Here is a 25,435-nt window from a genome sequence, read left to right as displayed (position 1 = left end):
ACCTTCCCATGAAAATTAAATCGTTAGGTGTTTTTATCATGTTTCTGGTTTTCACCGGCTTCTCGTATGCCCAGGATCTTGGGAGCGAGATGGTAGAAGTGGTAAAACCCTATACCCCCACAGTTAGTGACGCTTTTAAGATAAAAGAGACGCCAAAGATCTCAGATTCTGTAAACCTGCAGAAGAGGCCTGTACAGTACAGCATTTTTTCAGTGCCTGTGGCTTCTACTTTTACACCTGCAAAAGGCAGGGCAACAACGGTAGAACGTCAGCGCCCGCCCAAGTTGTACGACAATTACATCACCCTTGGCTTTGGAACCTATACCAGTGCCCTCGCAGAATTTTACAGCAATATCGAAGTTACCCGCAGCGATAATTTTGGGGTTTTTCTAATCCATAATTCGGCACAGGGAGGGATTGACGGTGTAGAACTCGATGACCACTACTACGATACCGAACTAAATCTTAACTATTCTTCCCGAAAGAGAAACCTTGTCTGGAACACAGATTTTGGTGTGGAGCACAGGTTGTTCAACTGGTATGGAGTTGCCAGCGATGAAGTGAGCCAGGAGGTTATAAATAATCTCGACCCTCAACACAACTATTACAGCGTATATGCCGGCGGGGAAATTAACTGGGAAAAGTCCTTTTTTGACAGGGCAGAGGCTAAGTACAGGTATTTTGGAGACGATTTTGAATCTGTCGAGCACCGCCTTACTTTTAAGCCTACTCTTGAAATTCCTATTGGGGGAGAGTTGTTCCATACCAATATTATTTTTGATTACCTCAAGGGGTCTTTTGCTCCCTATTATGAAGAAGGCGAAGATCTCAATTACAGCTACATGAACTTAGGTTTGGCGTCTGGCCTTGTTATTTTACGCGATGACCTTACTCTTAACCTTGGTGCGGCAATTTACTACAGCTATGATTCAGAGAACAGTGACAGCGGAATTTACGTCTATCCTCAGGTAACGGCCAGCTACCGTGCTGCGGGCGATTATTTTATCGCCTATGCAGGGCTGGAAGGCGAGTTGCGACAAAATTCTTATTACCAATTTACCAAAGAGAACCCTTTTCTGTCACCCGCAGTGAACATAGCCCCTACAGACCAGCAGTACAATGCATATGTTGGTGCCAAAGGGAAATTGTCATCTAATATGGGGTACAATACCCGGCTTAAATATATGGTTGAAGATTATAAACCCCTTTTCAGGTCTAACCCTGTAGAAGTGACAGAGCAGGTGCAACCCGTATATGCTTATGGGAATTCCTTCGGAATTGTGTATGATCACGTGAGTACTATCTCTGTATTTGGGGAGCTTGATTTTGATGTTAACAGCGCCTTCAATTTGAGGGTCAACGGAGAGTTTTTCGTTTATGATACCAGTGATGAGGAGGAAGCCTGGAACCTGCCGGCCTTTAGAGCCAATTTAATTGGGGATTACCAGATCACCGAAAAGTGGTTTGCCGGGGCAAATATTTACTTTGTGGGCGAGCGTAAAGATTTTGGCATATACCAGACCAGTGATGTAATCAATTCGGTAAGAACAGAAATAGTGAACCTGGATAATTACTTTGACCTGAACCTGAATGTTGGGTACAGGTTTAACGACAAACTTTCCATCTTTGCCAGGGGGCACAACCTTTTGGGAGATAACTACGAGAGATGGGTAGATTATCCTGTCCTCGGAATGCAGGTAATGGCAGGTGCTACTTACAAATTTGACTTCGGAAGATAAATTGATCAAAAATCATAATGTCCTAAAAAGCCGGTTTTTTGACCGGCTTTTTTTTATGAAAAGGATCTCATCAATTTTAAACAATCTTAACAATTAGATAACATTGGAATAAAAAGAGGTCTTTTGGAAGTGTATAATTTTGCAGCGCAAAAAAATGCTGAAAAAGAGGTTTTATTCGCATTTTTTGGCAATTTTTGAAAACCTATATTTATCAAATGGCAAAAACTAAATTTAAAAGGATAAAAAGGAATCGACCGTACCTTAACGTGCTCGATTTTATGGTACAGGAAAAGACTTTTCTTGCCATAGTAATAGTAGGGCTTGTCCTGGCGGGAATCCTCACCGGTTATGGGCAGGCAGGGATGTGGCTGGGGTTCTTTTTCGCTGCCTACGCCACCGTGGCAAATGACAGTATACAGTCACTTGGTACCTTTATTGAAAGTAATAAAAACAGGAAATGGTGGGTAATGTGGATCTTCATTGGCAGTATCTTCCTGGCGGTGGTCACCTTTAGCTGGATCTATTTTGACGGGGATGTCACCTATCAACGCCTTCTAAACCCCGATGGCACCACAAAATATCCGCACCCCGAGAATTTCAGCTTTTTCCAGATCATTGCGCCCCTTGTGCTTCTTATCCTTACCCGTTTAAGAATGCCGGTCTCTACCACCTTTCTTATTCTGAGTGTGTTTAGTGCCGATACTTCGGGGATTACTTCCGTGGTCTGGAAATCCTGGACCGGCTACATCATGGCTTTTATCCTGTCATTCCTGGTGTGGTACCTGTCATACAACACCATTAAAAAGTACTTTAAGAGCCGAAAGTTCAACAAGAGCTGGAACATAGTACAATGGGTGGTGAGTGGTACGCTATGGGGGGTCTGGGTGATGCAGGATGGCGCCAATATCGCTGTATTCCTTCCAAGACAACTCGATTTCCTTCAATTTGTCATTTTCGCGCTAACCATTTTTGCAGGTCTCGGGCTGTTGTTCTACCTGCGCGGCGATAAAATTCAAAAAGTGGTAAGTGAAAAAGCACGGATTTCAGATGTACGGGCAGCAACCTTAATTGATGCTACTTATGTAGTCCTCTTGATTTATAAGCTGTTTATTAGTACGGTCCCCATGTCTACCACCTGGGTTTTCCTGGGGGTAATTGGAGGTAGGGAGATTGCGGTAAGTTTCGCCCGTACCAAAAAAGGCAGGAAGCACCGTAAGAAAGCCGGAAAGATGATCTTCAGGGATTTCTCTTACGCCATGATTGGATTGTTTGTATCTATCGCCCTTGCCGCCGGTGCCAATGCCGATATTCGCAGGGCCATTGGCGAGGCCATCATGAACTGGTTTTAAACGCCTCACTCAAAAGTATAGAAATGCGTTCTTGTTTGGAGCGCATTTTCTATTTTTACCCCAAATCTGTTCTTATGATCAAAAAAATATTATTTCTTATACTTTGCTTCGGAATGTTCCTTGGTTGTGATGATGCCGGGAAGGAAGAGGCCGATCTTCTGGTGGTCAACGCCAATATCTACACGGTAAACGAAGAGTTTTCTACCGCAGAAGCCTTTGTAGTTAAAGACGGAAAGTTCCTTGCTGTTGGTACTTCTGCCGAAATGCAGGAGAAATACAAAGCTTCCGAAGTAGTAGATGCTCAGGGAAAGACCATCCTGCCCGGGTTAATTGATGCACACGCCCATTTCTACGGCCTTGGCAGTACAATGCAGGCTGTGAACCTTACCGGAACTACCAGTTTTGAAGAAGTAGTGGCAAGAATAACGGAATTTCAGCAGGAAAAAAATTCCGATTTTATTGTAGGCCGCGGCTGGGATCAGAACGACTGGGAAGTTCAGGAATTTCCCGTAAAAGATACTCTCGATCTTTTGTTTCCCGATACTCCTGTTGCCATCACACGAATTGATGGCCATGCCTTACTTGCCAACCAGGCGGCTCTAGACGCCGCGAATATTAGCGTAGATACTCCTGCCGAAGGCGGGGAGATCGAGAAAAAAGACGGTAAGCTTACCGGGATCCTTATCGATAATCCTATGGCATTGGTAGAAAACGCTGTGCCCGTAGCCAGTGTTAAAGATCAAACCGAAGCTTTACTGGATGCTCAAAAAGAGGTTTTTCAGTACGGTTTAACGACAGTTAATGATGCAGGATTAGATCGTGCTACCATAGAACTGATTGATAGCCTTCAGCAGGCCGGGGAACTTGATGTGCGCATCTATGCGATGATAAGCAACACCAAAGAGAACCTGGATTATTACCTTGACAGGGAGCCTTTAAAAACTCCCCGGTTAAATGTGCGATCGGTAAAATTCTATGCCGATGGTGCCCTGGGGTCCCGAGGAGCTGCACTAAAGGAACCATATTCCGACAAGCACAACCATTACGGAGCTCTGCTTTCTTCAGTAGCCGATTTCAAAAAGACCGCCGGCCGAATCGCAAATTCGACTTATCAAATGAACACGCATGCCATTGGCGATTCGGCTAATGTCGTGGTGCTAAAGACTTATGATTCCCTGCTTTCAAACACCCGAGATCGCCGTTGGAAAGTAGAACATTCGCAAATCATCGCTCCCGAAGATTTTAAATATTTCAGTAAAAATATCATTCCTTCAGTTCAGCCTACCCATGCTACTAGTGACATGTACTGGGCAGGGGAAAGGCTGGGCGAAGAGCGGGAAAAAGGTGCTTATGCCTATAAAAAACTGCTTGAAGAAGCCGGAATAATCGCCTTGGGAACCGATTTTCCCGTGGAGCAGGTAAGCCCGTTCCTTACCTTTTATGCCGCAGTGGCACGAAAGGATACCAAAAATTATCCTGAAGGAGGCTACATGCCCCAGCAGGCCCTTTCGCGGGAAGAAGCTTTGCGGGGCATGACCATTTGGGCAGCTTACAGCAATTTTGAAGAAGAGGAAAAAGGATCTATCGAGCCTGGAAAGTACGCCGATTTTGTCATTTTAGACAGGGATATCATGAAGGTTTCTGAAGAACAGATCCCAGATATGAAAGCTAGTGCAACTTACCTTAACGGGAAAAAAGTGTACGGTAACTAAAACTTTGAAAGTGGCGCAATAGGAACCCCTTAAAAGCACATTTTTGAGGGGTTTTTTGTGGAAAATTCTTTCAGAAATTCAGTAGTGCTTAATACTCTGTTTGAATCTAAACTTTGAAGAGTTTACTGATTAAGTAAATTAAACAGGAGCTAAGGGCACCACGAATTGCCAAAGGCAGGCGAAATGATCTTGGTCCTTTTTTCCAGGGAACATGGTTTTGAACCCCAAGCTTTACTTGCCTCCGTTTGCTTTTAGGTCCAGCTTGCAGTGTTCATCAAAATCAAGTGTATTCTGGTCGTCTTCAAGAAGGCTGATGGGGGAGGAGCTAAACTCGATAGCGGCGGCCATCAAACAGCCTTCAACCTTACAATGTGCCCTGGATTCTTTATTGAGGTCTTCATGTTCGCTTTGGGCGGGGCTGCCATTGTTCACCAGCCCAAACAGGTGCCCAAATTCGTGATGAAGCGTCACCGTCTGAATCTCATTTTGAGAGACACTGCCGGTCATCTGGCTCAGTTCCCTGTTATCAAAAATTACCACGGAAGTGTTGAGGTAAGCTTTTCCAAGAATGCGGTTATTGGTTTTGCTGTCTTCACTTTTATTGTCGGCAAAAAAGATAAATACTCCTAATTTATCATCTTCAGAAAAAACGCTGCGGTGCTGTTTTTCAACTGTTTTAATTTCTTTGATGGAATAAGAACCCATTTCGGGGCTCACAATTGCCCTGCTTTTAATGCTAATGCCGCCGGGTTTGTGGGTATAACTCTTCAAAAAGCTGGTAAGGCTTTGCAGTACCTGGTCTTCAGGTTTGTGCCCCGTCACGTAAACCACTTCGAGTTCAAGGCGGGTGAAGGTTTCGTCGCTTAAAAAATCTCTTGCTGAGGCTCCCAGCACGAGATCATTTCTATGTGCCGAAGGTTTTTTCTCGCTCTCCTCTGTGCTACAACCGGTAAAAAGGAGTAACAACAGGATGCAGGCCCAATGGAAATTTTTCTTCATTCTGTCATTTTACAGTAAGCCTTGCGAGATAATCATAATGTTCGCCTTCAAATATTTTTTCGCACTTAAAGCTGTTTTTTCCAGCTGCTAAAGATAAGGATTCAAAATCAAGATACAACCAGTCAAAACTACTGGAGGTTTCTGCCTTATAGCTTAACCGGTAAGTTAGTTCGCCGTAATATCCCTGTGAAGAATCTACCCACACGCCCCCGTCTTCATCGGCATCAAACAGGTAGATCAAATCTGAAGAATCTATCAGCACCTGTCCCTTTTCAGAAAGAAGCTTTTTTAGCTGCTCAAAAAATGCATCCAGGAACTTCATTTTTCCCACGATTCCAGTTCCATTCATCAGCAGTAAAATTGTGTCGTATTTTTCTTCGGAAAGATCTTCAAAAGCAATATTTCTGGCATCCGAAATTCCGCGTTTGCGACATACTTCTATAGCTCCGCCCGAAGTATCTATGGCCGTCACAGCAAGTTTGCGCTCCTGCTGAAGGTATAGTGCATGGCTGCCGGCCCCACAACCCACATCCAGCACCTTGCCGCGGCACAATTGCAGGGCTTTTTGTTCCAGTCTGGGCATTTCCTTATACTTTCGAAAGAGATAAGGCACGGGGATCACATCATCATCAAAGTCGGGCGAATGCACAACAATATCGGTATTATCTCCATTTTCGAAGTAGGCGATAAATGCTTTTCCGAAGATATCGGGCGTATTTTTTGGCTTGTTCACGTGTTGGTTCTGTTTATCTTTGCGGCATGCAGGATGAATTAAGTGGGCTTCCGCAGCGGGCCAAAGATAAACATACAGAGAATAAGAAGTTTTTTTCGCGTCTTAAAAAGAAGCCACCGCGGCATCTTGACCTGCAAATGCAGGAGCTGCACGAGGAGGAATTTAGTCGTACCGATTGTCTTAGCTGCGCTAACTGCTGTAAAACTACCGGCCCTCTTTTTACCAATAAAGATATTGAGCGAATTTCAAAGCACCTGCGCTTAAAGCCCCAGCAGTTCATAGACCAATATTTACACATAGATGAAGACAATGATTACGTGCTCCAGGAAGTGCCATGTGCCTTTCTGGCCCCCGATAATTACTGCCTCATCTATGATGTACGGCCAAAAGCCTGCAGTGAATTCCCCCACACCAACCGCAAAGATTTCCATAAAATCTCCAGGCTCACCATTAAAAATGTCGCCATTTGCCCGGCAGCATTCAGGATAGTAGAGGAGATGAAGAAGAGATTGCCTTAAGATTTTAGATAGAAATAATAGAATCTATAATAACCTTCAAATTGTTCAACTTACAACTTCTGTAATTTCAACCTGCATCACGGAATTTGAAACTATAACATACTTACTTCCGGCAGGAAAACCTTCAACCTGTCAAGCCTGCAACCTGCAACTTTGGTAATTTCACCCGTATCATACAATCCCCAACCCGTAACTCTTTAAATCAATACAACAAATACTTCTCCCTAACTATTTTAAAATCTTCAAGGCCAGGTTTCCAGGTTTCACGAATTTCTTCAGCGCTCATTCCTTTTTCAATCTGCTTCTGAAGTTCTTGGGTACCGGCGAGTTTGGTGAAAAATGCATTGAAAAATTCCTCTTTTTGGGAACTGTGGTTGTAAGCTTCGATAAGCCATTCCAGGTTTAGGTAGTCAAGCTGAGGGCTGTTTGTAAGATCTCTTCCGTAGCAGGTTTTGTTTAAGTGCTTCGGAGATTTTGCACCTTCGTTAGGCTCGGGTACGTAGGTGAACGGAAACACTTCCTGGGAAAGATAAGGCGATCCAAAGACCTGGAACTGCTTGTTGGTTCCACGGCCGGCATTTACATTGGTGCCTTCAAAAAAGCACAAGCTGGGATATAGGTTGATTGACTTCGCATTAGGAAGGTTGGGAGAAGGTTTAATAGGAAGGTCATAAGGCATATTGTGGTTGTAATTCTCCATTTCAATCACTTTTAGATCGGTTTGTACACCGTTCTTCAACCATTTCTCGCCATTGGTCATTTTCGCATATTCCCCAATAGTCATTCCGTGAACTACGGGAATAGGGTGCATTCCCACAAAACTCTTGTGTTGAGGGTCAAGAACGGGACCGTCAAGGTAATGGCCGTTGGGGTTTGGCCTGTCAAAAATGATGACTGTAATGTCATTTTCGGCAGCGGCTTCCATGACGTAATGCAGGGTAGAAATGTAAGTGTAGAACCTCACTCCCACATCCTGAAGGTCAAAGATCAAAACATCAAGGCCTTCCAGTTGCTGAGCGGAAGGTTTTTTGTTGTCTCCATACAAAGATATTACCGGAAGCCCGGTGTTGGGGTCCTTTCCGTCTTCAACTGCTTCGCCGGCATCGGCTGTGCCACGAAACCCATGTTCTGGGGCAAAAACTTTCACCAGGTCAACGTTGAGGGCCAGGAGCGTGTCTACAAGATGTACGTTCCCTGCTTCCGTGGGAATAATGCTTGTCTGGTTTCCTACAAGCCCCACTTTCTTACCTTCCAAAAGTGGCAAATAATGGGCTGTTCTTTCGGCTGCAAGCTTCAGATTTTTAGTAATTACAGGGGCTGAATCTTTTTCAGCTTCAGCAAAATTACCAGATGATTTATCTGATTTGTTTCCGCAGGCGGTGGCGGTAATAAGTAGTAATAAAAATGTACTTTTGAGAAATCTTAAACTCATAGCTACTCTTGAATCTGGAATTGTTTATCGCAAGGCGCCTTATTAGCGCAAAACAGCATAAAAATAGCATATCGGCCCCTATAATAAAAATTGCCATTGTGGCAATTGCTATTGGGGTGATTATGATGCTGGTAGCCTTTGCAACCAGCCTTGGCTTGCAGCAAAAGATAAGGGAAAAGATGTCGGCTTTTACCGGACATATCACCATTTCGAGCTATGACAACAACAATTCTCAGGTTTCTTTAACGCCTATTTCGACTGACCAGGATTTCTATCCTGAATTTGACAGTGTAGCGGGTATTGAGCACATTCAGGCAACCGCTTACCTGGGAGGGGTGATTCGCACTGAAACCGATTTTGAGGGCATTATCGTAAAAGGCATAGGGCCCGACTTTAACTGGAATTATTTCGAAGATTTTCTGGTGGCGGGAAAAATGCCAGATGTTAGTGAAGGTCTTAATAATGAAGTGCTTATTTCCCGATATACTGCAAACAGGCTTGGTTTGGAAGTGGGAGATAAGGCGATCACCTATTTTTTGAGAGATGAAAGCAGCAGGACCCCACTAATACGGGCTTTTGAAATTACCGGGATTTACGATTCGGGTTTTCAGGAGTTTGATGAGCTTTATATGCTGGCCGATATTAGGCATGTGCAGCGAATTAACCGCTGGGAAAAGAACGAGGTAGGCAATTTCGAGGTTTTTCTTGAAGATTTTGATCAGCTGGAAGAGAAAGGGCAGGAGATCTATGAGAATACAGGTTCATTTCTTGACACCCGTACCATTAAGCAGCAGTATTATTCGCTTTTTGAATGGCTGTCGCTCTTCGATTTCAACGTGGCGCTTATCATCGGGATCATGATCCTGGTGGCCGGCATCAACATGATCACGGCTCTTTTGGTGCTCATCCTGGAGCGCACTCAAATGATCGGGATTTTGAAAGCCCTTGGCAGCAGTGACTGGAGTGTGAGAAAGATCTTTTTGTACAACGCCGGATATTTAATCCTGCTCGGGCTCTTTTGGGGAAATTTAATAGGGCTGGGGCTGTTGTTTGCCCAAAAATACCTTAAGCTTATTCCGCTTAACCCTGAAACCTATTACGTTACAGAGGCACCAGTGTACATTGGCTGGGAGTACATTGTGGCTGTTAATTTGGGTACCCTCTTGTTGTGTATGCTAATGCTGCTTATTCCTTCTTTTATCATTACCAGGATTTCTCCGGTAAAGGCCATGAAATTCGATTAAGAAAGAGGAGTCAAATAGGTCATTTTAGGCACCTCTTTTGCAATCTTTCTAAAGCTGCTTTTTTTCTTACCTTTGCAGCCGAAAAATTGAGATATGGAATACGCTGAAAATATACTAGGTACCATTGGGAATACGCCTCTTGTTAAGATCAATAAGCTTACGGAAGGTATAGACGCTCTGGTACTGGCAAAATATGAAACCTTTAACCCCGGAAATTCGGTGAAAGACCGGATGGCCGTGAAAATGATCGAAGATGCCGAAGCTGCCGGCCTCCTTAAACCGGGAGGAACCATTATTGAAGGAACTTCCGGAAATACAGGGATGGGCCTCGCTCTTGCAGCCATAGTAAAGGGTTACCGGATGGTCTGCGTGATGGCCGATAAACAATCAAAGGAAAAAATTGACATTTTACGAGCCGTAGGCAGTGAGGTGGTGGTGTGCCCCACCGATGTTGCGCCCGATGATCCGCAGTCTTACTATTCCACTTCAAAACGCCTTTCTGAAGAAACGCCGAATTCCTGGTACGTAAACCAGTATGACAACCTTTCCAATACCAAAGCCCACTACGAAAGTACAGGGCCGGAAATCTGGAGACAAACCGACGGAAAAGTAACACATTTTGTAGTAGGTGTGGGTACCGGCGGAACCATTTCGGGAGTGGGAAAATACCTGAAAGAGCAAAATCCCAATGTAAAGGTTTGGGGGGTTGATACCTATGGCTCGGTGTTCAAAAAATATCATGAGACTGGCGAATTTGATGAAAAGGAGATTTTTCCTTACGTCACAGAGGGGATTGGAGAAGATATCCTTCCGAAGAATGTTGATTTCGGGATCATTGACGGGTTCACAAAAGTTACCGATAAAGATGCCGCAGTTTACACCCAAAAGCTGGCTAAAGAAGAAGGAATGTTCCTTGGGAACAGTGCCGGTGCTGCGATGAAAGGGCTGCTTCAGCTAAAAGAGCATTTTAAGAAAGACGACGTTGTGGTAATTCTTTTCCACGATCACGGCAGCCGCTATGTTGGCAAAATGTACAACGACGAGTGGATGCGAAAAATGGGATATATCGACTAGTTTTCGATATCATTTTAAATCGAAATTGTAGAAAAGCTGCCGGTAAAGGCAGCTTTTTTTTATGTTGTTTTCTGAATATTTTTAGGGCTGTCAAATTTGTGGGTAAGCCAGAAAATCAAGCTTCCGCTAAAGTACAGGAGCACATCTGTAAAGTCGGCGGTATATCTCGTGTTCACCTTCGGAAGGTAAATTTCAAAGTAAACCGAATAAAGTGCTGCCAGGGAAAAAGCCGAAAAAAGGGAAATTCTGATGCTTTTCTTTCTGCTGAAGCTTTTAATGAGGAATAAGCAGATGCTTAAAACTATGGGCATGCATAACAGGTCATTGAGGTAAGAAGTGAAAAATACGGGCATATCTGCCGCCGAATTCATCAAAATCAAATTCAGGATAAAAGCCGCAAGGCAGCTGATAAAAAGGAGATAGATTTTTTTCATAACAGGAAAAGGGCTGTGATAAAAGCCAGCGCACCTCCAATCACCATTACTGCCAGCCAGATATTAAATCCGATTTTTTTGATAATAGCACTGAATTTACTGTCTTTCTTTGGAAGTTCCGGGGTTCTGTCATCAGGGTTTTGCTCTCCCGGGGCGGGTGGTGTGGGCTTCATGGGCAAGGTTTTGAGTAAGATAAAATAATTAGCTGAAAAAAAACCGAGCAGCAACCGCTTTAACCGTGAATTAAGATTTCTAAATAATAAGCTCTCAAAAATGTCATTTTTGAAGATTATTTCTGAAAAACTTCCCGAGAGGATTTGTACTGCAGCGGCAGAAAATTATACTTTAGTGACATAAAAAATAATTTGATGAGACAAATTTTTCTAATCGGTTGCATGCTGGTGCTGCTTGTTGGCTGTAAAGAGAACTCTTCGGAAAATGTAATGGTGGTGGAAGAGAATCCGTTGCGCTACCTGGCTTTGGGAGATACATATACTATTGGTGAAAGTGTGGAACCGGGTAGGAGGTGGCCTGTCCAGCTTGTAGAAAAACTAAGGGCCCATGGGGTGGAGATCGAAGATCCGCGCATTATTGCCACAACCGGCTGGACTACCCAAAACCTTCTGGAGGCCATGGATGCACAACTCAATAATGAAAAATACGAGCTTGTATCGGTGCTCATTGGTGTGAATAACCAGTATCAGGGAAAATCCATAACAGCTTATCGCGAAGACCTTAACAGGATATTTCAGCAGGCCATTGCACATTCGGGCAATGGCACAGAAGGAGTGTTTGCGGTGAGCATTCCCGATTATGGGGTGACACCCTTTGGTGCCGAAAATGCTGAAGAAATTGGACATGAGATTGATAAATTCAATGAGGTTTTTAAAGAAGTAGCTGCCAGCTTTGAAGTAGATTTTTATGATATTACCCCGATTTCCCGACAGGCCGTAGATCAACCTGAATTAATTGCCGATGACAACCTGCACCCCAGTGGTGAAATGTACCGCCTTTGGGTAGAGAAGATTTACGAAGAGGTAAATCAAAAGTTACCGGTAGAAAATTAACAGTATTTGTAAGCTTAATCTTTCAGATTATTTTGTTGATTGTCAATAGGGTGTGGAATTATTCCATACATTTATTTGATGCGGGAAGATTATTTACATTACCTATGGCAGTTTCAGAAGTTTGATCTACAGGAAATGAAAACTGTAGATGGAGCGCGGGTTAGGGTTATTTCACCGGGCCGGCACAATGAGCTTTCCGGCCCCGATTTCTTTTACTCCCGGCTGCGAATTAACGATCAGGAATGGGCAGGCAATGTGGAGATCCATATTCGTTCATCAGACTGGTACATGCACGGTCACGAAACCGATCCTGCTTACGATAACGTGGTGCTTCATGTGGTATGGATACATGATGTGGATATTTTCCGAAGAGATAATTCCCTGCTTCCGGTAATGGAGTTGCAGTCTCTGGTTTCCCCTAAAAATCTCGATAGCTACATCCGCTTGTGTGAAGAAAGTCAGGGCAAATGGATCAATTGTGAACAGGACCTGCCCTCAATTGATAATTTTACAATGACCAGCTGGCTGGAACGGCTTTACGTGGAACGGCTGGAGAAAAAATCTGCTCTATTAAGAGAGCTGCTTTCAAAAAGTACCGGAGACTGGGAAGCAGTGCTCTTTCAAATGCTGGCAAAGAACTTTGGTCTTAATATAAACGGGGAGGCTTTTTTAAGTATAGCGGCATCTATTCCTTTTTCGGTAATAAGAAAGGTGAGGGCAAATTCCCTAAATCTTGAAGCTTTGCTGTTAGGGCAGGCGGGGCTACTCGAAAAAGATCATGAAGAGCCTTATTATTTGAAGTTAAAAGATACTTACTTATATCTTCAGCATAAGTTTGGCCTGAGCAGGAAAGGAGTGTTGCCGGTAAAATATTTTCGGCTCAGGCCCGATAATTTTCCAGAAATTCGATTGGTGCAGCTTGCTGCTGTATATTCTGAACAGGCTTCGCTTTTTTCAAGGCTTCAAAAATGTCAAAATCCGCAGCAGGTTCATGAACTTTTTGAGGTGCGTTTAAATGATTTCTGGAATTCCCATTATACGTTTCTACGTAAGCACAAACCCAGGCTAAAGAAGCCCGGGAAAAAGTTTTTGGACCTTCTTATCGTGAATACGGTGGTTCCTGTAAAATTCGCATATCTCCAAAGCGAAGGTAAAGATGCTTTTGAGATCATAGCTCCGCTTATGGAGGCAGTGGCCGCCGAGGAAAACGAAATTGTAAGAAAGTTTAAGAGGCTAAAGCCGGGTATGGTAAAGAATGCATTAGGTTCACAGGCCCTGTTGCAATTGAAAAAAGAGTACTGTGACAGAAACGCCTGCCTTAAGTGTGCAGTGGGATTGGAGATCCTGCAACCGCAACCACAAATTTAATATCTTTGTAAAATGCAGAAATGGGTGAACCAGATTAGGAACTTTTTCGAGAGGCATGGATTTTATGTTTCCTCGCGCTTTGCCGATAAGCTGGGGATGCGGGCAAAAAACGTAAGATTATTTTTTATCTACCTTTCGTTTGCCACTTTTGGGATTGGGTTTGCAATTTATCTCACATTTGCTTTTCTCCTCAGGTTCAAGGATATGATTTATTCGAAGCGTACCTCTGTTTTTGATCTTTAGAAAAAACCGAAAATCGCTTAAGTCTTACAGGTTAACGTTTTCTTTGCAATTTAACTTCATAAAATTTGAAAACGTTAATATTTTTAGCATCTTGCTTCGCCGAAAATTCCATTTAGTATTATTCTAAAATTCATTTATGAGAAAGTCGATACTTTCATTATTATTCTCTGTATTTTTTTTAACTACTTACGCACAAAACCTGAATGTTGAAGTTCAGGTAGAAAATCCCTCAAAAGTCATCAATGATGGTTTTGCTGAATTGCAGGTGCAGGGGGGAACACCACCATATCAGTATAAATGGTCAAAGCAGGATGTGACCTTAGATTCTCCAAGGGCCGGAGCTCTTGTTGAAGGGGTAGAGTACACTGTGACCATCACTGATGCTGCCAACAACAGCCTTACTAAAACTGTAAAAGTTCCAGCGAAAGCCATTACAGAACATTTTAACGGGACCTTTGCCCCCATTGTGGCAAGTATGGGAAATGTGCTGTTTTGGGACCCTTTTTCGGCTATAGGTATTTATGATCCGGTGGTTTATGCCGACATCAAACGGGTGGCAGCCCCAAACTGGGAAGCCCGCACCGATGGCACGTTTGTACTTAAAGAATGGCTTAAGGCCGAAGGTGAACGGGTTGAAGAAGGAGAGCCTATAGCCATTGTGCTGCAGGATGGAGAGGAAGAGAGCACAGCTTACGCCAATGCAACCGGAACCCTTGAGTACCTGGTGCAGGAAGGCGGAATGATCTATAACTCAGAAAATGTTGAGCACGTTATTGAACAGGGGGCACATTACCTGGCGGCGATAAGATACGACCAGCCGGTGCCACTGCTTCACCCAAATGGTGATTTACAGAAAAAAGATATCCCTTTTATTGTGATCTGGCTTGTTTTGGGAGCATTGTTCTTTACAATAAGAATGGGCTTTATCAACATTAGAGGGTTTAAACATGCCTTAGACCTTGCTAAAGGTAAATATGACGATCCAAACGCACCGGGGCAGGTAACCCACTTCCAGGCTTTGGCAACCGCGGTTTCGGGTACTGTGGGGCTTGGGAATATTGCTGGTGTGGCTGTGGCTGTTTCCCTCGGAGGGGCAGGAGCTACTCTTTGGATGATCCTTGCAGGTCTTCTGGGAATGTCTTCCAAATTTGTGGAGTGTACCCTGGGGGTGAAATATCGTTTTATAAATTCTGAAGGCCGTGTCTTTGGAGGGCCTATGAATTATCTTCGCTACGGCCTTGAAAAGAGAAAAATGGCCGGGCTGGGTAAATTCCTTGCGGTGTTCTTTGCCATTCTTGCTATTGGCGCCTCTTTTGGAGGTGGGAACATGTTCCAGGCCAACCAGTCTTTTGTGATCCTTGCAGGTGAATTTCCTGCCCTTGTGGGTAACGGATTCATTTTTGGGCTGGTAGTTGCAATCCTTGTGGGGGTTGTAATTATTGGGGGAATAAGCAGTATAGCCAAGGTAACCGGGAAAATTGTTCCGGTAATGGCAGCGGTTTACATCATTGGAGCTCTGGTAGTGATTGGTGTGAACATAGAAAATATAGGCCCTGCGTTTGCAGCCATCTGGGACGGTGCGTTTAGCCCGAGTGCCCTAAAAGGCGGGGTGATTGGGGTTTTGATCGTTGGGTTCCAGAGAGCAGCTTTCTCGAACGAAGCCGGGGTTGGGTCTGCTGCGATCGCCCATTCGGCCGCCAAGACCAACAATCCGCCGTCTGAAGGTTTTGTGGCACTGCTTGAACCTTTCATTGATACTGTAGTGGTGTGTACACTTACCGCACTTGTACTTATTTTTACCGGAATGCACGAAGTTGAAGGCGTGGGAGGGGTAGAATTGACCTCTACAGCATTTGGAAGTGTGATCTCGTGGTTCCCTTACGTGCTTGCAGCAGCGGTATTCCTGTTCGCATTTTCAACAATGATCTCCTGGTCTTACTACGGAATGAGGGCATGGACTTTCCTCTTCGGAAAAAGCAAAAAAATGGAGCTGCTCTACAAAGCACTATTCCTGGTGTTTGTGGTTGTAGGGGCATCGGTGAGCCTTGGTGCCGTACTCGACTTTTCAGGTATGATGATCCTGGCCATGTCTTTCCCTAACATCATAGGGCTTTACATTATGTCTGGCGAAGTGAGAAAAGACCTCAGGGAATATTCAAGAAAACTGAAAGCAGGTGAACTTTTTCATAAGCCTCAAAAAGAGCGGGTGAAAAAAGCCTCTTAAGTTCCTATTTACATATGAAAAACTGGAAATCCCATTTTGTTTTCACCAGAAGTCAGCAAAATGGGATTTTTGTTTTGGTAGGGATCATCATCATTCTCCAGGCGGTTTATTTCTTTTTTCCCTTTTCTTCGGAAGAAGTGCCAGATCCCGAAGTGGAGCGCATCGCCGCTGAAATGCAGCGCTCCATAGATTCATTAAAACAAATAAAGGCCGAAAGAGATCTTGATGCTGTGGCGCCATTTAACCCGAATTTTATTTCAGATTATAAGGGCTATCTGCTGGGGCTTTCGGTAGTGCAGATAGACCGGCTTCATGATTATCGGGAGCGTGATTTGTGGATCAATTCAGCTGAAGATTTTCAGGCTGTGACGGGGGTTTCAGATTCTTTGCTGAAGGTACTGGCGCCTTCTTTTCAGTTTCCCGATTTCCGCAGAAATACTTCCGAAGAAAACAGGTTGTCAAAAAAGGCATTTTTGACACCTCTTCCCAAAGCTGATCTCAATACTGCCACAGCCGAAGACCTGCAGCGGGTGAACGGCATTGGGGAAAGACTTTCTGCCCGAATTGTGAAGTACCGTAATTCGCTTGGCGGCTTTAGAGGTGAGGTGCAGCTTAATGATGTCTACGGTTTATCTCCAGAAGTGGTGAAAAGGCTGCTGCGCAGTTTTGAGGTGCCAAAAAGGGCAGAAGCGCGCTTTGATGTTAATGAAGTAAGCCTGATGCAGCTCACCAGGATCCCTTACTTTAACTATGAGCAGGCGCGGGCAATAATTAGGTACAGGGAAGAGGCAGGCCAGGTGAAAAATCTCGAAGAACTTGGGCAGATTAGGAATTTTCCCGTGGAAAAATTAGACAGAATTGCCCTATATTTGAGCACCGACCCGAAAAACTGAGTTTTTCGCATCTCCAATTAGATTTTCAGGTTAAAAAACATTCAGAAACAAACTTTTATGAACAGCAGATATTTTACAGAAGAACACGAATTATTCCGCAAGAGCTTTCAGGAATTCTTACAAAAAGAGGTGGTGCCGCATATTGAAAAGTGGGAAGAAACCGGAACTATAGAGCGTTTTATCTGGGAGAAATTTGGAGAAATGGGCTATTTTGGACTCAATTATTCCGAAGATTACGGAGGATTGAACCTGGATATCTTCTATTCAGTGATTTTTCTTGAAGAGCTGCAGAAGATCAATAGTGGAGGGTTTGCAGCGGCGATGTGGGCCCATGCATACCTCGCAATGACCCACCTGGCCAAGGAAGGAGATCACCACATTAAACAAAAATACCTTGCCCCGAGTATTAGCGGTGAAAAAATTGGCTGTTTGTGCATTAGTGAACCTTCAGGCGGCAGTGATGTTGCAGGAATGAGGACAACTGCCGTGAAAAAAGGCGATCATTATATTATTAACGGTTCCAAGACCTTCATCACAAACGGGGTGTATTCAGATTACCTGGTTGTGGCTGCAAAGACTGCGCCCGAGCTAAAGGGAAAGGGCATGAGTATTTTTGTGATAGATAGGGACACGCCGGGAATTTCGGCTACCAAACTCAATAAACTTGGCTGGAGGGCATCAGATACTGCCGAAATTGCTTTTGATAATGTAGAGGTGCCGGCTTCAAACCTTATGGGGGAAGAAGGTAAGGGCTTTCCTTACATCATGCAGCACTTTGCTTTTGAAAGGCTTATAATGGGAATTAATGCCCACGCCCGTGCAGAATATGCTTTGAGCTACACTTTGCAGTATATGAAAGAGAGGGAAGCTTTTGGGAGGACCATAGACCAGTTTCAGGCTTTACGCCACAGCTACGCCGATATGACCAGCGAGGTGGAGATGGCAAAGGAATTCAATTATTCTATCGCCGAGAGGATGGAACGGGGAGTTTATGTGGTGAAAGAAGCCAGTATGTCTAAACTGCTCTCTACAAAAATCGCCGATGAGGTGATCTATAAATGTTTGCAGTTTCTTGGCGGTTACGGGTACATGGAAGATTATCCATTAGCGCGATTGTTGCGCGACAGCAGGCTGGGGCCTATTGGAGGCGGGACTTCAGAAATTCTTCGTGAGATCATCGCTAAAATGGTGATAGACGGGAAGGAATACAAGCCGGCAGCCAAATAGTTCAAGGTTCAAGGATCCAGGTTCAAGGTTTTGGAAATTTGATGCTTGGAATTTGGATTTTGGTGCTTGGAATTTTTAAGAAATAAAAACAAATTTAAATTGTGAGTTTGTAATTAACGATTATCTTTGCAGCTCGAAAATAATTTTTAAAGAAAGGAGGTGACACTATGTTAATTATACCAGTTAAAGACGGAGAGAATATTGATAGAGCGCTGAAGCGTTTCAAGCGTAAATTTGATCGCACAGGAACTATGCGTCAGTTAAGAGATCGTCAGGCATTCACAAAACCGTCAGTAGAACGTAGGGCTCAAATCCAAAAAGCTGCTTACATTCAGCATCTAAGAGATCAGGAAGAGATCTAGTATCAATTCCAAGGCCTGAGTTCTTGGGTATATAATATTAACTGTTGGTAAATAAAGTTTAATAACTTTGTTTGTCAACAGTTTTTTTATGCCTCAAAATTTGTACACTTCCTTTTTTGATTACCTGGAGCTGGAGAAAAAGAATTCGGCTCATACGATCACGGCCTACAGGGCCGATCTGCTATCTTTTGCCGATTTTATTGCGGCCACTTATGGGCAGGAGGATCTTAAGCAGGTAAGTTACTCCCAGGTGCGCAGCTGGGTTGTGCAGCTGGTAGAGCAGGGGCTTTCAAATAACAGCATTAACCGTAAGGTGTCTTCTTTAAAGGCTTTTTATAGATTTCTTCTGAAGACAAAGCAGCTGGAGGTCTCGCCTTTGGCGAAACACAGGGCCTTAAAAACTTCGCGTAAGCTGCAGGTGCCATTTTCTGAAAGCGAGATAGATAAGGCGCTGGGGCAGGTGCAGGCCGAAGGTTTTGAGCAAATCCGCAATAAACTGATGGTGGAGCTTTTTTATTCTACGGGAATAAGGCGGAGTGAGCTTATAGGAATTAAACTGAAAGATCTTGATTTGACTTCGGGCCTGCTGAAGGTGAAAGGGAAGGGGGATAAAGAACGGGTTGTGCCTCTTTTGCCCGGGCTTGTGACTACACTAAAGCTATATCTCAAAGAGAGGAAGGATGTTGAAAATGGCATTTCTGAAGGGTATTTATTTTTGACAGCAGCAGGCGTTAAAACCTATGATTCGCTTGTTTACCGCACAATAAATAATTACTTTAGGGGTATCTCGAGTAAGTTAAAGAAGAGCCCGCATATCCTGCGGCACTCCTTTGCCACTCACTTATTGAACCAGGGTGCTCATTTAAATGCTGTAAAAGAACTTTTGGGTCATTCCAGCCTTGCTGCCACCCAGGTTTATACTCACAACAGCATGGCTGAGCTTAATAAGGTCTACCGCAATGCGCATCCAAGGAACAAGAAGAAGGGATTATAGAATTTGTCTAATTAAAAACTTCAATTTTTATGAAAGTCAATGTGCAATCCGTGAACTTCCACGCCGATCAAAAACTGGTTAACCTTATTCAGAAAAAGCTGGACAAGCTGGAGAACCATTTCGACAATGTTATTTATGCCGATGTGTACCTCAAAGTGGAGAAAGCAAGTGATAAGGAAAATAAAATTTCAGAAATTTTACTCAGTATTCCGGGTGATGAAATAATTTGTAAAAAGAGGGGCAGGAGATTTGAAGTGGGTGTAGATGAATGTGTTAGTTCGCTGGAGAGGCAGCTTCAAAAACGCAAGCGCAAATTTAATGTGCAGGTAGCTTAAAATATTTTTCATCAAATGTTTTGAGAACAAATATTAATTTATACATTTGCAGTCCGTTAGAAATAGCGGACTTTTTTTGTGAAAAAGAAAGAGTTTTGCCGATGTAGCTCAGCTGGCTAGAGCAGCTGATTTGTAATCAGCAGGTCGTGGGTTCGAGTCCCTCCATCGGCTCTTAAAAAATCAAATTCAATTTGGTTTTTAAAGTTCTTGAAATTTTGAAAAAAAGCTTTGGTTGCTAAATTAATTTTCTATTAATTTGCGGCTTCAAAAAATAAGCCATTCCAAAGCGATGGTTCTCTGAAATACTGAAAGAATTAATTGGGGAGATACTCAAGCGGCCAACGAGGACAGACTGTAAATCTGTTGTTTTTTAACTTCGCAGGTTCGAATCCTGCTCTCCCCACAAAATTTAAATTCCAAATAACAAATTCCAGATACCAAATTGGGATTTGGTGCTTGAGGCTTGGGATTTGAGAATTGCGGGAGTAGCTCAGTTGGTAGAGCGTCAGCCTTCCAAGCTGAATGTCGCCGGTTCGAACCCGGTCTCCCGCTCTGAATCTTTCCAAAAATTGGTTTCCCTGAAAAGAAGCTTGTGTTGAGGAAGATGAGGAGGTTTTTAGTGGTTGAAAAGAATTTTTTTTCAGCTAAAAAATATCTCCGCATGAATTTTTTCGGGTTTAAGGTTTTGGCTTAAATACCCGGGAACCTAAGAAGGATGGCTCTTCTTTTAATAAGGGTTCTCACGCTGCGGGCGTGTTTTCCTGTTAATTGGAAGTTGGGTCTGAATTTTTGAATCTTATAATCGTCTCCCCAGAAGTAGCTTGGTGGGGGCTTTTTTGCCGACGTAGCTCAGGGGTAGAGCGTTTCCTTGGTAAGGAAGAGGTCACGGGTTCAATTCCCGTCGTTGGCTCTGAGGTTTGTGTAAAATTGAACACTAATATATAACTAAGATTAAATAAGTATTAATTATGGCAAAGGAAACTTACGATCGGTCCAAGCCGCACCTTAACATAGGTACAATTGGGCACGTAGATCACGGAAAAACAACTTTAACAGCAGCGATTACTAAGGTAATGGCTGATGCCGGTTATTCAGAAGCTAGATCTTTTGATCAAATTGATAACGCACCGGAAGAAAAAGAAAGAGGTATTACTATTAACTCTTCGCACGTTGAATATTCAACTGAAAAGCGTCACTACGCTCACGTTGACTGTCCTGGTCACGCCGATTACGTAAAGAACATGGTAACTGGTGCTGCTCAAATGGACGGTGCGATCCTTGTGGTTGCAGCTACAGATGGTCCTATGCCACAAACTCGTGAGCACATCCTTCTTGGTCGCCAGGTAGGTATTCCAAGAATTGTTGTGTTCTTAAACAAAGTTGACCTTGTTGATGATGAGGAGCTGCTTGAGCTAGTTGAGATGGAAGTTAGAGATCTTCTTTCTTTCTACGAATATGATGGAGATAATGGTCCTGTTATTTCTGGATCTGCTCTTGGAGCACTTCAGGGTGAGCAGCAGTGGGTTGATACTGTGCTTCAGTTGATGGAGGCTGTTGATACCTGGATCGAATTGCCAGAGCGTGATGTTGATAAGCCATTCCTAATGCCTATCGAAGATGTATTCTCTATTACTGGTCGTGGAACTGTTGCTACAGGTCGTATCGAAACTGGTGTTGCTAACACTGGTGATCCAGTTGAGATCATTGGTATGGGAGCTGGAAAACTTACTTCTACAATTACAGGGGTTGAGATGTTCCGTAAGATCCTAGATAGGGGTGAGGCTGGTGATAACGTTGGTCTTCTTCTTAGAGGTATTGAAAAGAGCCAGATCTCTCGTGGTATGGTAATTACTAAGCCAGGATCTGTAACTCCACACGCTAAATTCAAAGCTGAGGTTTATATCCTTAAGAAAGAAGAAGGTGGACGTCACACTCCATTCCACAACAACTACCGTCCTCAGTTCTACGTACGTACAACTGACGTAACAGGAACAATTAACCTTCCTGAAGGCGTTGAAATGGTAATGCCAGGTGATAACCTTACAATTACTGTAGATCTTATCCAGCCAATTGCAATGAACGTTGGTCTGCGTTTCGCTATCCGTGAAGGTGGTAGAACTGTAGGTGCTGGTCAGGTTACTGAAATTTTAGACTAATATAGTTTAGTATAAAAGTTGAGGTATTCACCCCGGTGAATACCTTGACTTATATTTACGGGTTTAGCTCAGTTGGTAGAGCACTGGTCTCCAAAACCAGGTGTCGGGAGTTCGAGTCTCTCAACCCGTGCATAAAGAGTGGTCGATATAAACCTCTTTTTAATAATAGTGATCAACCACATGGCCACCAAATTCTTTCCAAAACAGGAGGTGATATTGCAGAGGGGCCGGTGCTTAATGACTTATTAAGCTGAAAAAATTAATACCATGGCAGGAATATCAAATTACATTTCGGAGTCCTATAATGAATTGAAGAACCACGTAACATGGCCAAGCTGGGCTGAAGCTCAAAAACTGACTGTAGTTGTGGTTGTGTTCTCAATAGTGTTTGCATTGTTGATCTGGGGTGTAGATACTGTTTTTAGTGGGGCGATAGAGCAATATTTTGAGTGGATTAAATCGTAAATAATATTGCTATGGCAGAGGTGAAAGACAAAAAATGGTATGTAGTTCGTGCCGTAAGCGGACAGGAAAATAAAGTTAAAGAATATATTGAGCGGGAAATCGCTCATGAAGGCCTTGAAGATTTTATTGAAGAGGTTCTTGTTCCAACCGAAAAGGTCATTCAGATAAGGAATGGTAAAAAGGTGAATAAGGAGCGCGTTTACTTTCCGGGCTATGTGATGATTCTTGCTAATATTGGTGGTGAGATACCTCACATCATCAAATCTATCAATGGAGTTATTGGATTTCTTGGTGAAACTAAAGGAGGGGATCCTGTGCCGCTTAGGAAGTCTGAAGTTAACAGAATGCTTGGTAAGGTAGATGAACTTTCTGTCAAGGCAGATAATGTTGCCATACCATTTACTATTGGGGAGACCATAAAAGTAATTGACGGGCCTTTTAACGGGTTCAATGGTACAGTTGAAAAGATCAATGAAGAGAAGCGTAAGCTTGAAGTTATGGTAAAGATCTTTGGTAGAAAGACTCCGCTTGAGCTTAGCTATATGCAGGTAGAAAAAGTATAATAACTGTTACACTATATATTTTTGGATAGTTTTAGTATGCTTCCACTAACAAAACTATCATCTTAAAATTAATAAAATGGCAAAAGAAGTAAGTAAGGTTGTTAAGTTACAAGTTCGCGGAGGTGCTGCTAACCCATCACCACCAGTTGGACCAGCTTTAGGTGCTGCCGGAGTTAATATCATGGAGTTCTGTAAGCAATTTAACGGAAGAACCCAGGATAAGCAGGGAAAAATATTGCCTGTTGTTATTACAGTGTACAAAGACAAGTCTTTTGACTTTGTAATTAAAACTCCACCGGCTGCAGTTCAGATTTTGGAAGCTGCAAAAGCTAAAAAGGGTTCTGGCGAGCCAAACCGTAAGAAAATAGCTAGTGTTTCTTGGGATCAGGTAAGAACCATTGCTGAAGATAAAATGCAGGATCTAAATGCATTTACTATAGAATCTGCAATGAAGATGGTAGCTGGAACAGCAAGATCTATGGGAATTACTGTAAAAGGACAGGCACCTTTTTAATCCAAAAAGAAATTAGAAATGGCAAGATTGACTAAAAAGCAAAAGGAAGCACAATCTAAGATTGAAAAAGGCAAGACCTATTCGGTTGCAGAGGCTTCGGCTTTAATAAAAGACATAACCAATGTGAATTTTGATCCTTCTGTGGATATCGCAGTTCGTTTGAACGTAGATCCGCGTAAGGCTAATCAAATGGTGCGTGGCGTAGTTACTCTACCTCACGGTACCGGTAAAGATGTTAAGGTGCTGGCCCTTGTTACTCCAGATAAGGAAGCAGAGGCTAAAGAAGCCGGTGCAGATTATGTTGGTTTAGATGAATACCTTGATAAGATCAAAGGCGGGTGGACAGATGTTGATGTGATCATCACTATGCCCAGCGTAATGGGTAAATTAGGACCTTTAGGACGTATCCTTGGGCCAAGAGGCTTAATGCCAAACCCAAAAACCGGAACTGTAACTATGGATGTTGCCAAGGCAGTATCTGATGTGAAAGCCGGTAAGATCGATTTCAAAGTAGATAAGACAGGTATTGTTCATGCCGGTATTGGAAAGGCTTCTTTCGAGGCTGAGAAAATAGCAGGTAACGCAAGAGAATTATTAACTACCCTGGTAAAATTGAAACCTACGGCTGCTAAAGGTGTGTATATTAAAAGTATCCACCTGTCAAGCACTATGAGTCCTAGTGTTGAGATTGATACTAAAAGGTTCACTGAGCAATAATAATATTGGATTATGACAAGAGAAGAAAAATCAAGAGTAATTGAAGATTTAACTGCCCAGTTAGCTGATAACACCACTATTTACCTAGCAGATATTTCAGGCTTAAATGCATTGAATACATCAAACCTGCGTAGAGCTTGTTTTAAGGCGAACGTAAAACTTGCGGTAGTTAAGAACACACTTTTGGCTAAGGCCATGGAAAGTTCAGGTAAAGATTTTGGAGATCTTCCTTCTATTTTGAAAGGAAATACTTCCATCATGTTTTCTGAAACAGGAAATGCTCCGGCTAAAGTAATTAAAGAATTCAGAAAAAAATCTGACCGTCCTTTACTAAAAGGCGCGTTTATTGAAGAGGCTATCTTTATTGGAGATGATAAACTGGATACCCTGGTTAGCATCAAATCTAAGGAAGAAGTTATTGGAGATATTGTTGGATTGCTACAATCACCTGCCAAAAATGTTATTTCGGCACTTAAATCAGGTGGTGGTAAAATCGCAGGAATTCTTAAGACCCTTTCAGAAAAAGAAGGATAATTTAGTACGCACTTTTTAACAAATATAAATTACATTACATTTTAAAAACGATAGAAAATGGCAGATTTAAAAGATTTTGCAGAACAATTGGTTAACTTGACAGTAAAAGAAGTTAATGAGTTAGCTGATATTTTGAAAGAGGAATACGGTATTGAGCCTGCTGCTGCAGCTGTTGCTGTTGCTGGTGGAGCTGCTGCTGGTGGTGAAGAAGCCGCTGAAGAGCAGTCTGAGTTTGACGTAATCCTTAAAGCTCCGGGTGGATCTAAACTAGCCGTAGTAAAATTAGTAAAAGAACTTACCGGTCTTGGTTTGAAAGATGCTAAAGAATTGGTAGATGGTGCTCCAAAACCAGTAAAAGAGGGAGTGGCTAAAGACGAAGCTGAAGCATTAAAAGCACAGTTAGAAGAAGCAGGAGCTGAGGTTGAGCTTAAATAAGCTAAACCCACAGACACATATAGGTTTAGACCCGGAGATTAGGTTCTCTGAGGTCTAAACCATTTTGCGTATATAAACATTTCCTGTTTATTTCGCACCCATTT

27 protein-coding genes and 5 tRNA genes are annotated in these 25,435 nt (G+C 43.0%); 27 read left to right on the top strand and 5 right to left on the bottom strand.

The genetic code is table 11. The features are described from left to right. Positions 1-8: 8 nt before the first annotated feature. The 3 genes from JRG66_RS03945 (at position 9) to JRG66_RS03935 (ending at position 4,800) form a co-directional block, all read left to right on the top strand. The gene (locus JRG66_RS03945) at positions 9-1,739 is read left to right on the top strand and encodes a TonB-dependent receptor (protein ID WP_265164436.1); all 1,731 of its coding nucleotides are present in this window, start codon (positions 9-11) and stop codon (positions 1,737-1,739) included. Positions 1,740-1,954: 215 nt separating this feature from the next. Beyond that, a complete protein-coding gene (locus JRG66_RS03940) occupies positions 1,955-3,088 on the top strand; it encodes a hypothetical protein (protein WP_265164435.1) in 1,134 nt (377 codons plus the stop codon). A 74-nt stretch (positions 3,089-3,162) separates the two neighbouring features. Next, entirely contained in the window at positions 3,163-4,800 is a 1,638-nt protein-coding gene (locus tag JRG66_RS03935; protein WP_371875329.1) for an amidohydrolase, read from the top strand. Between the two features lie 231 nt (positions 4,801-5,031). Here the strand turns inward: JRG66_RS03935 and JRG66_RS03930 are convergent, their stop codons facing one another. Both JRG66_RS03930 and JRG66_RS03925 read right to left on the bottom strand, forming a co-directional pair. Beyond that, complete coding sequence (locus JRG66_RS03930) at positions 5,032-5,799, bottom strand: zinc metalloprotease (RefSeq protein ID WP_265164434.1); 768 nt, start codon at positions 5,797-5,799, stop codon at positions 5,032-5,034. Positions 5,800-5,803: 4 nt separating this feature from the next. Then, a complete protein-coding gene (locus JRG66_RS03925; protein WP_265164433.1) occupies positions 5,804-6,532 on the bottom strand; it encodes a class I SAM-dependent methyltransferase in 729 nt (242 codons plus the stop codon). A gap of 26 nt (positions 6,533-6,558) precedes the next feature. Here JRG66_RS03925 and JRG66_RS03920 point away from each other — a divergent pair, with 26 nt between their 5' ends. After that, complete coding sequence (locus JRG66_RS03920; RefSeq protein WP_265164432.1) at positions 6,559-7,050, top strand: YkgJ family cysteine cluster protein; 492 nt, start codon at positions 6,559-6,561, stop codon at positions 7,048-7,050. 202 nt (positions 7,051-7,252) lie between these two features. On the opposite strand, the gene JRG66_RS03915 is transcribed toward JRG66_RS03920, so the two are convergent. Then, complete coding sequence (locus tag JRG66_RS03915; protein ID WP_265164431.1) at positions 7,253-8,482, bottom strand: exo-beta-N-acetylmuramidase NamZ family protein; 1,230 nt, start codon at positions 8,480-8,482, stop codon at positions 7,253-7,255. Between the two features lie 8 nt (positions 8,483-8,490). Between JRG66_RS03915 and JRG66_RS03910 the strand changes: the two genes are divergently transcribed. Both JRG66_RS03910 and JRG66_RS03905 read left to right on the top strand, forming a co-directional pair. After that, positions 8,491-9,726, top strand: a complete 1,236-nt coding sequence (locus JRG66_RS03910) for an ABC transporter permease (protein ID WP_265164430.1) — start codon at positions 8,491-8,493, stop codon at positions 9,724-9,726. Positions 9,727-9,819: 93 nt separating this feature from the next. Then, positions 9,820-10,800, top strand: coding sequence for a PLP-dependent cysteine synthase family protein (locus JRG66_RS03905; RefSeq protein ID WP_265164429.1), 981 nt, complete (start codon positions 9,820-9,822; stop codon positions 10,798-10,800). 59 nt (positions 10,801-10,859) lie between these two features. Here JRG66_RS03905 and JRG66_RS03900 read toward each other — a convergent pair whose 3' ends face one another. Next, complete coding sequence (locus tag JRG66_RS03900) at positions 10,860-11,234, bottom strand: hypothetical protein (RefSeq protein WP_265164427.1); 375 nt, start codon at positions 11,232-11,234, stop codon at positions 10,860-10,862. After that, entirely contained in the window at positions 11,231-11,407 is a 177-nt protein-coding gene (locus JRG66_RS03895; protein ID WP_265164425.1) for a hypothetical protein, read from the bottom strand. Before JRG66_RS03895 ends, JRG66_RS03900 begins: the two co-directional genes overlap by 4 nt. A 195-nt stretch (positions 11,408-11,602) precedes the next feature. Here JRG66_RS03895 and JRG66_RS03890 point away from each other — a divergent pair, with 195 nt between their 5' ends. From JRG66_RS03890 to rplL, 21 genes are all read left to right on the top strand, one after another. Next, positions 11,603-12,301 (top strand): SGNH/GDSL hydrolase family protein, encoded by a 699-nt coding sequence (locus tag JRG66_RS03890; protein WP_265164424.1) that lies wholly within the window; start codon positions 11,603-11,605, stop codon positions 12,299-12,301. Positions 12,302-12,379: 78 nt separating this feature from the next. After that, a complete protein-coding gene (locus JRG66_RS03885; RefSeq protein ID WP_265164423.1) occupies positions 12,380-13,669 on the top strand; it encodes a DUF2851 family protein in 1,290 nt (429 codons plus the stop codon). 12 nt (positions 13,670-13,681) lie between these two features. Beyond that, complete coding sequence (locus tag JRG66_RS03880; protein WP_265164421.1) at positions 13,682-13,912, top strand: PspC domain-containing protein; 231 nt, start codon at positions 13,682-13,684, stop codon at positions 13,910-13,912. A gap of 136 nt (positions 13,913-14,048) precedes the next feature. Next, entirely contained in the window at positions 14,049-16,136 is a 2,088-nt protein-coding gene (locus tag JRG66_RS03875; protein ID WP_265164420.1) for an amino acid carrier protein, read from the top strand. Between the two features lie 14 nt (positions 16,137-16,150). Next, a complete protein-coding gene (locus tag JRG66_RS03870) occupies positions 16,151-17,029 on the top strand; it encodes a ComEA family DNA-binding protein (RefSeq protein WP_265164419.1) in 879 nt (292 codons plus the stop codon). Positions 17,030-17,086: 57 nt separating this feature from the next. Beyond that, on the top strand, positions 17,087-18,256 hold the full coding sequence (locus JRG66_RS03865; protein WP_265164418.1) for an acyl-CoA dehydrogenase family protein: 1,170 nt from the start codon (positions 17,087-17,089) through the stop codon (positions 18,254-18,256). A gap of 167 nt (positions 18,257-18,423) precedes the next feature. Beyond that, entirely contained in the window at positions 18,424-18,618 is a 195-nt protein-coding gene (gene rpsU, locus JRG66_RS03860) for a 30S ribosomal protein S21 (RefSeq protein WP_029035711.1), read from the top strand. Between the two features lie 88 nt (positions 18,619-18,706). Next, positions 18,707-19,612, top strand: coding sequence for a tyrosine-type recombinase/integrase (locus JRG66_RS03855; protein WP_265164417.1), 906 nt, complete (start codon positions 18,707-18,709; stop codon positions 19,610-19,612). Between the two features lie 29 nt (positions 19,613-19,641). Next, positions 19,642-19,947, top strand: a complete 306-nt coding sequence (hpf, locus tag JRG66_RS03850) for a ribosome hibernation-promoting factor, HPF/YfiA family (protein WP_265164416.1) — start codon at positions 19,642-19,644, stop codon at positions 19,945-19,947. Between the two features lie 97 nt (positions 19,948-20,044). Then, positions 20,045-20,118 (top strand) — tRNA-Thr (locus JRG66_RS03845). Positions 20,119-20,267: 149 nt separating this feature from the next. After that, positions 20,268-20,350, top strand: a tRNA-Tyr gene (locus tag JRG66_RS03840). Between the two features lie 76 nt (positions 20,351-20,426). Continuing rightward, a tRNA-Gly gene (locus JRG66_RS03835) sits at positions 20,427-20,499 on the top strand. A 286-nt stretch (positions 20,500-20,785) separates the two neighbouring features. Next, positions 20,786-20,857: transfer RNA gene (locus JRG66_RS03830), tRNA-Thr, on the top strand. A 58-nt stretch (positions 20,858-20,915) separates the two neighbouring features. Beyond that, entirely contained in the window at positions 20,916-22,103 is a 1,188-nt protein-coding gene (tuf, locus tag JRG66_RS03825; protein WP_265164415.1) for an elongation factor Tu, read from the top strand. 57 nt (positions 22,104-22,160) lie between these two features. Next, positions 22,161-22,233: transfer RNA gene (locus tag JRG66_RS03820), tRNA-Trp, on the top strand. A gap of 137 nt (positions 22,234-22,370) precedes the next feature. Next, positions 22,371-22,568, top strand: a complete 198-nt coding sequence (gene secE / locus JRG66_RS03815; protein ID WP_265164414.1) for a preprotein translocase subunit SecE — start codon at positions 22,371-22,373, stop codon at positions 22,566-22,568. A gap of 11 nt (positions 22,569-22,579) precedes the next feature. Beyond that, positions 22,580-23,131 (top strand): transcription termination/antitermination protein NusG, encoded by a 552-nt coding sequence (gene nusG / locus JRG66_RS03810; RefSeq protein WP_029035716.1) that lies wholly within the window; start codon positions 22,580-22,582, stop codon positions 23,129-23,131. Positions 23,132-23,207: 76 nt separating this feature from the next. Then, entirely contained in the window at positions 23,208-23,645 is a 438-nt protein-coding gene (rplK, locus tag JRG66_RS03805) for a 50S ribosomal protein L11 (protein ID WP_265164413.1), read from the top strand. 18 nt (positions 23,646-23,663) lie between these two features. Further along, on the top strand, positions 23,664-24,362 hold the full coding sequence (gene rplA, locus JRG66_RS03800; protein WP_265164412.1) for a 50S ribosomal protein L1: 699 nt from the start codon (positions 23,664-23,666) through the stop codon (positions 24,360-24,362). A gap of 12 nt (positions 24,363-24,374) precedes the next feature. Next, on the top strand, positions 24,375-24,896 hold the full coding sequence (rplJ, locus tag JRG66_RS03795; RefSeq protein ID WP_265164411.1) for a 50S ribosomal protein L10: 522 nt from the start codon (positions 24,375-24,377) through the stop codon (positions 24,894-24,896). A 57-nt stretch (positions 24,897-24,953) separates the two neighbouring features. Continuing rightward, entirely contained in the window at positions 24,954-25,331 is a 378-nt protein-coding gene (gene rplL / locus JRG66_RS03790) for a 50S ribosomal protein L7/L12 (RefSeq protein ID WP_265164410.1), read from the top strand. Positions 25,332-25,435: the final 104 nt, after the last annotated feature.

Origin of the sequence: Salinimicrobium tongyeongense, from assembly GCF_026109735.1 — a bacterium.
Classification (GTDB): Bacteria; Bacteroidota; Bacteroidia; order Flavobacteriales; family Flavobacteriaceae; genus Salinimicrobium; species Salinimicrobium tongyeongense.
This window is presented reverse-complemented; position numbering and strand designations above follow the sequence as displayed.

Coding starts and splice junctions, on each gene's coding strand:
- JRG66_RS03945 (WP_265164436.1), top strand. CDS start 9: ATGAAAATTAAATCGTTAGGTGTTTTTATCATGTTTCTGGTTTTCACC.
- JRG66_RS03940 (WP_265164435.1), top strand. CDS start 1,955: ATGGCAAAAACTAAATTTAAAAGGATAAAAAGGAATCGACCGTACCTT.
- JRG66_RS03935 (WP_371875329.1), top strand. CDS start 3,163: ATGATCAAAAAAATATTATTTCTTATACTTTGCTTCGGAATGTTCCTT.
- JRG66_RS03930 (WP_265164434.1), bottom strand. CDS start 5,799: ATGAAGAAAAATTTCCATTGGGCCTGCATCCTGTTGTTACTCCTTTTT.
- JRG66_RS03920 (WP_265164432.1), top strand. CDS start 6,559: ATGCAGGATGAATTAAGTGGGCTTCCGCAGCGGGCCAAAGATAAACAT.
- JRG66_RS03915 (WP_265164431.1), bottom strand. CDS start 8,482: ATGAGTTTAAGATTTCTCAAAAGTACATTTTTATTACTACTTATTACC.
- JRG66_RS03905 (WP_265164429.1), top strand. CDS start 9,820: ATGGAATACGCTGAAAATATACTAGGTACCATTGGGAATACGCCTCTT.
- JRG66_RS03900 (WP_265164427.1), bottom strand. CDS start 11,234: ATGAAAAAAATCTATCTCCTTTTTATCAGCTGCCTTGCGGCTTTTATC.
- JRG66_RS03895 (WP_265164425.1), bottom strand. CDS start 11,407: ATGAAGCCCACACCACCCGCCCCGGGAGAGCAAAACCCTGATGACAGA.
- JRG66_RS03890 (WP_265164424.1), top strand. CDS start 11,603: ATGAGACAAATTTTTCTAATCGGTTGCATGCTGGTGCTGCTTGTTGGC.
- JRG66_RS03885 (WP_265164423.1), top strand. CDS start 12,380: ATGCGGGAAGATTATTTACATTACCTATGGCAGTTTCAGAAGTTTGAT.
- JRG66_RS03880 (WP_265164421.1), top strand. CDS start 13,682: ATGCAGAAATGGGTGAACCAGATTAGGAACTTTTTCGAGAGGCATGGA.
- JRG66_RS03875 (WP_265164420.1), top strand. CDS start 14,049: ATGAGAAAGTCGATACTTTCATTATTATTCTCTGTATTTTTTTTAACT.
- JRG66_RS03870 (WP_265164419.1), top strand. CDS start 16,151: ATGAAAAACTGGAAATCCCATTTTGTTTTCACCAGAAGTCAGCAAAAT.
- JRG66_RS03865 (WP_265164418.1), top strand. CDS start 17,087: ATGAACAGCAGATATTTTACAGAAGAACACGAATTATTCCGCAAGAGC.
- rpsU (WP_029035711.1), top strand. CDS start 18,424: ATGTTAATTATACCAGTTAAAGACGGAGAGAATATTGATAGAGCGCTG.
- JRG66_RS03855 (WP_265164417.1), top strand. CDS start 18,707: ATGCCTCAAAATTTGTACACTTCCTTTTTTGATTACCTGGAGCTGGAG.
- hpf (WP_265164416.1), top strand. CDS start 19,642: ATGAAAGTCAATGTGCAATCCGTGAACTTCCACGCCGATCAAAAACTG.
- tuf (WP_265164415.1), top strand. CDS start 20,916: ATGGCAAAGGAAACTTACGATCGGTCCAAGCCGCACCTTAACATAGGT.
- secE (WP_265164414.1), top strand. CDS start 22,371: ATGGCAGGAATATCAAATTACATTTCGGAGTCCTATAATGAATTGAAG.
- nusG (WP_029035716.1), top strand. CDS start 22,580: ATGGCAGAGGTGAAAGACAAAAAATGGTATGTAGTTCGTGCCGTAAGC.
- rplK (WP_265164413.1), top strand. CDS start 23,208: ATGGCAAAAGAAGTAAGTAAGGTTGTTAAGTTACAAGTTCGCGGAGGT.
- rplA (WP_265164412.1), top strand. CDS start 23,664: ATGGCAAGATTGACTAAAAAGCAAAAGGAAGCACAATCTAAGATTGAA.
- rplJ (WP_265164411.1), top strand. CDS start 24,375: ATGACAAGAGAAGAAAAATCAAGAGTAATTGAAGATTTAACTGCCCAG.
- rplL (WP_265164410.1), top strand. CDS start 24,954: ATGGCAGATTTAAAAGATTTTGCAGAACAATTGGTTAACTTGACAGTA.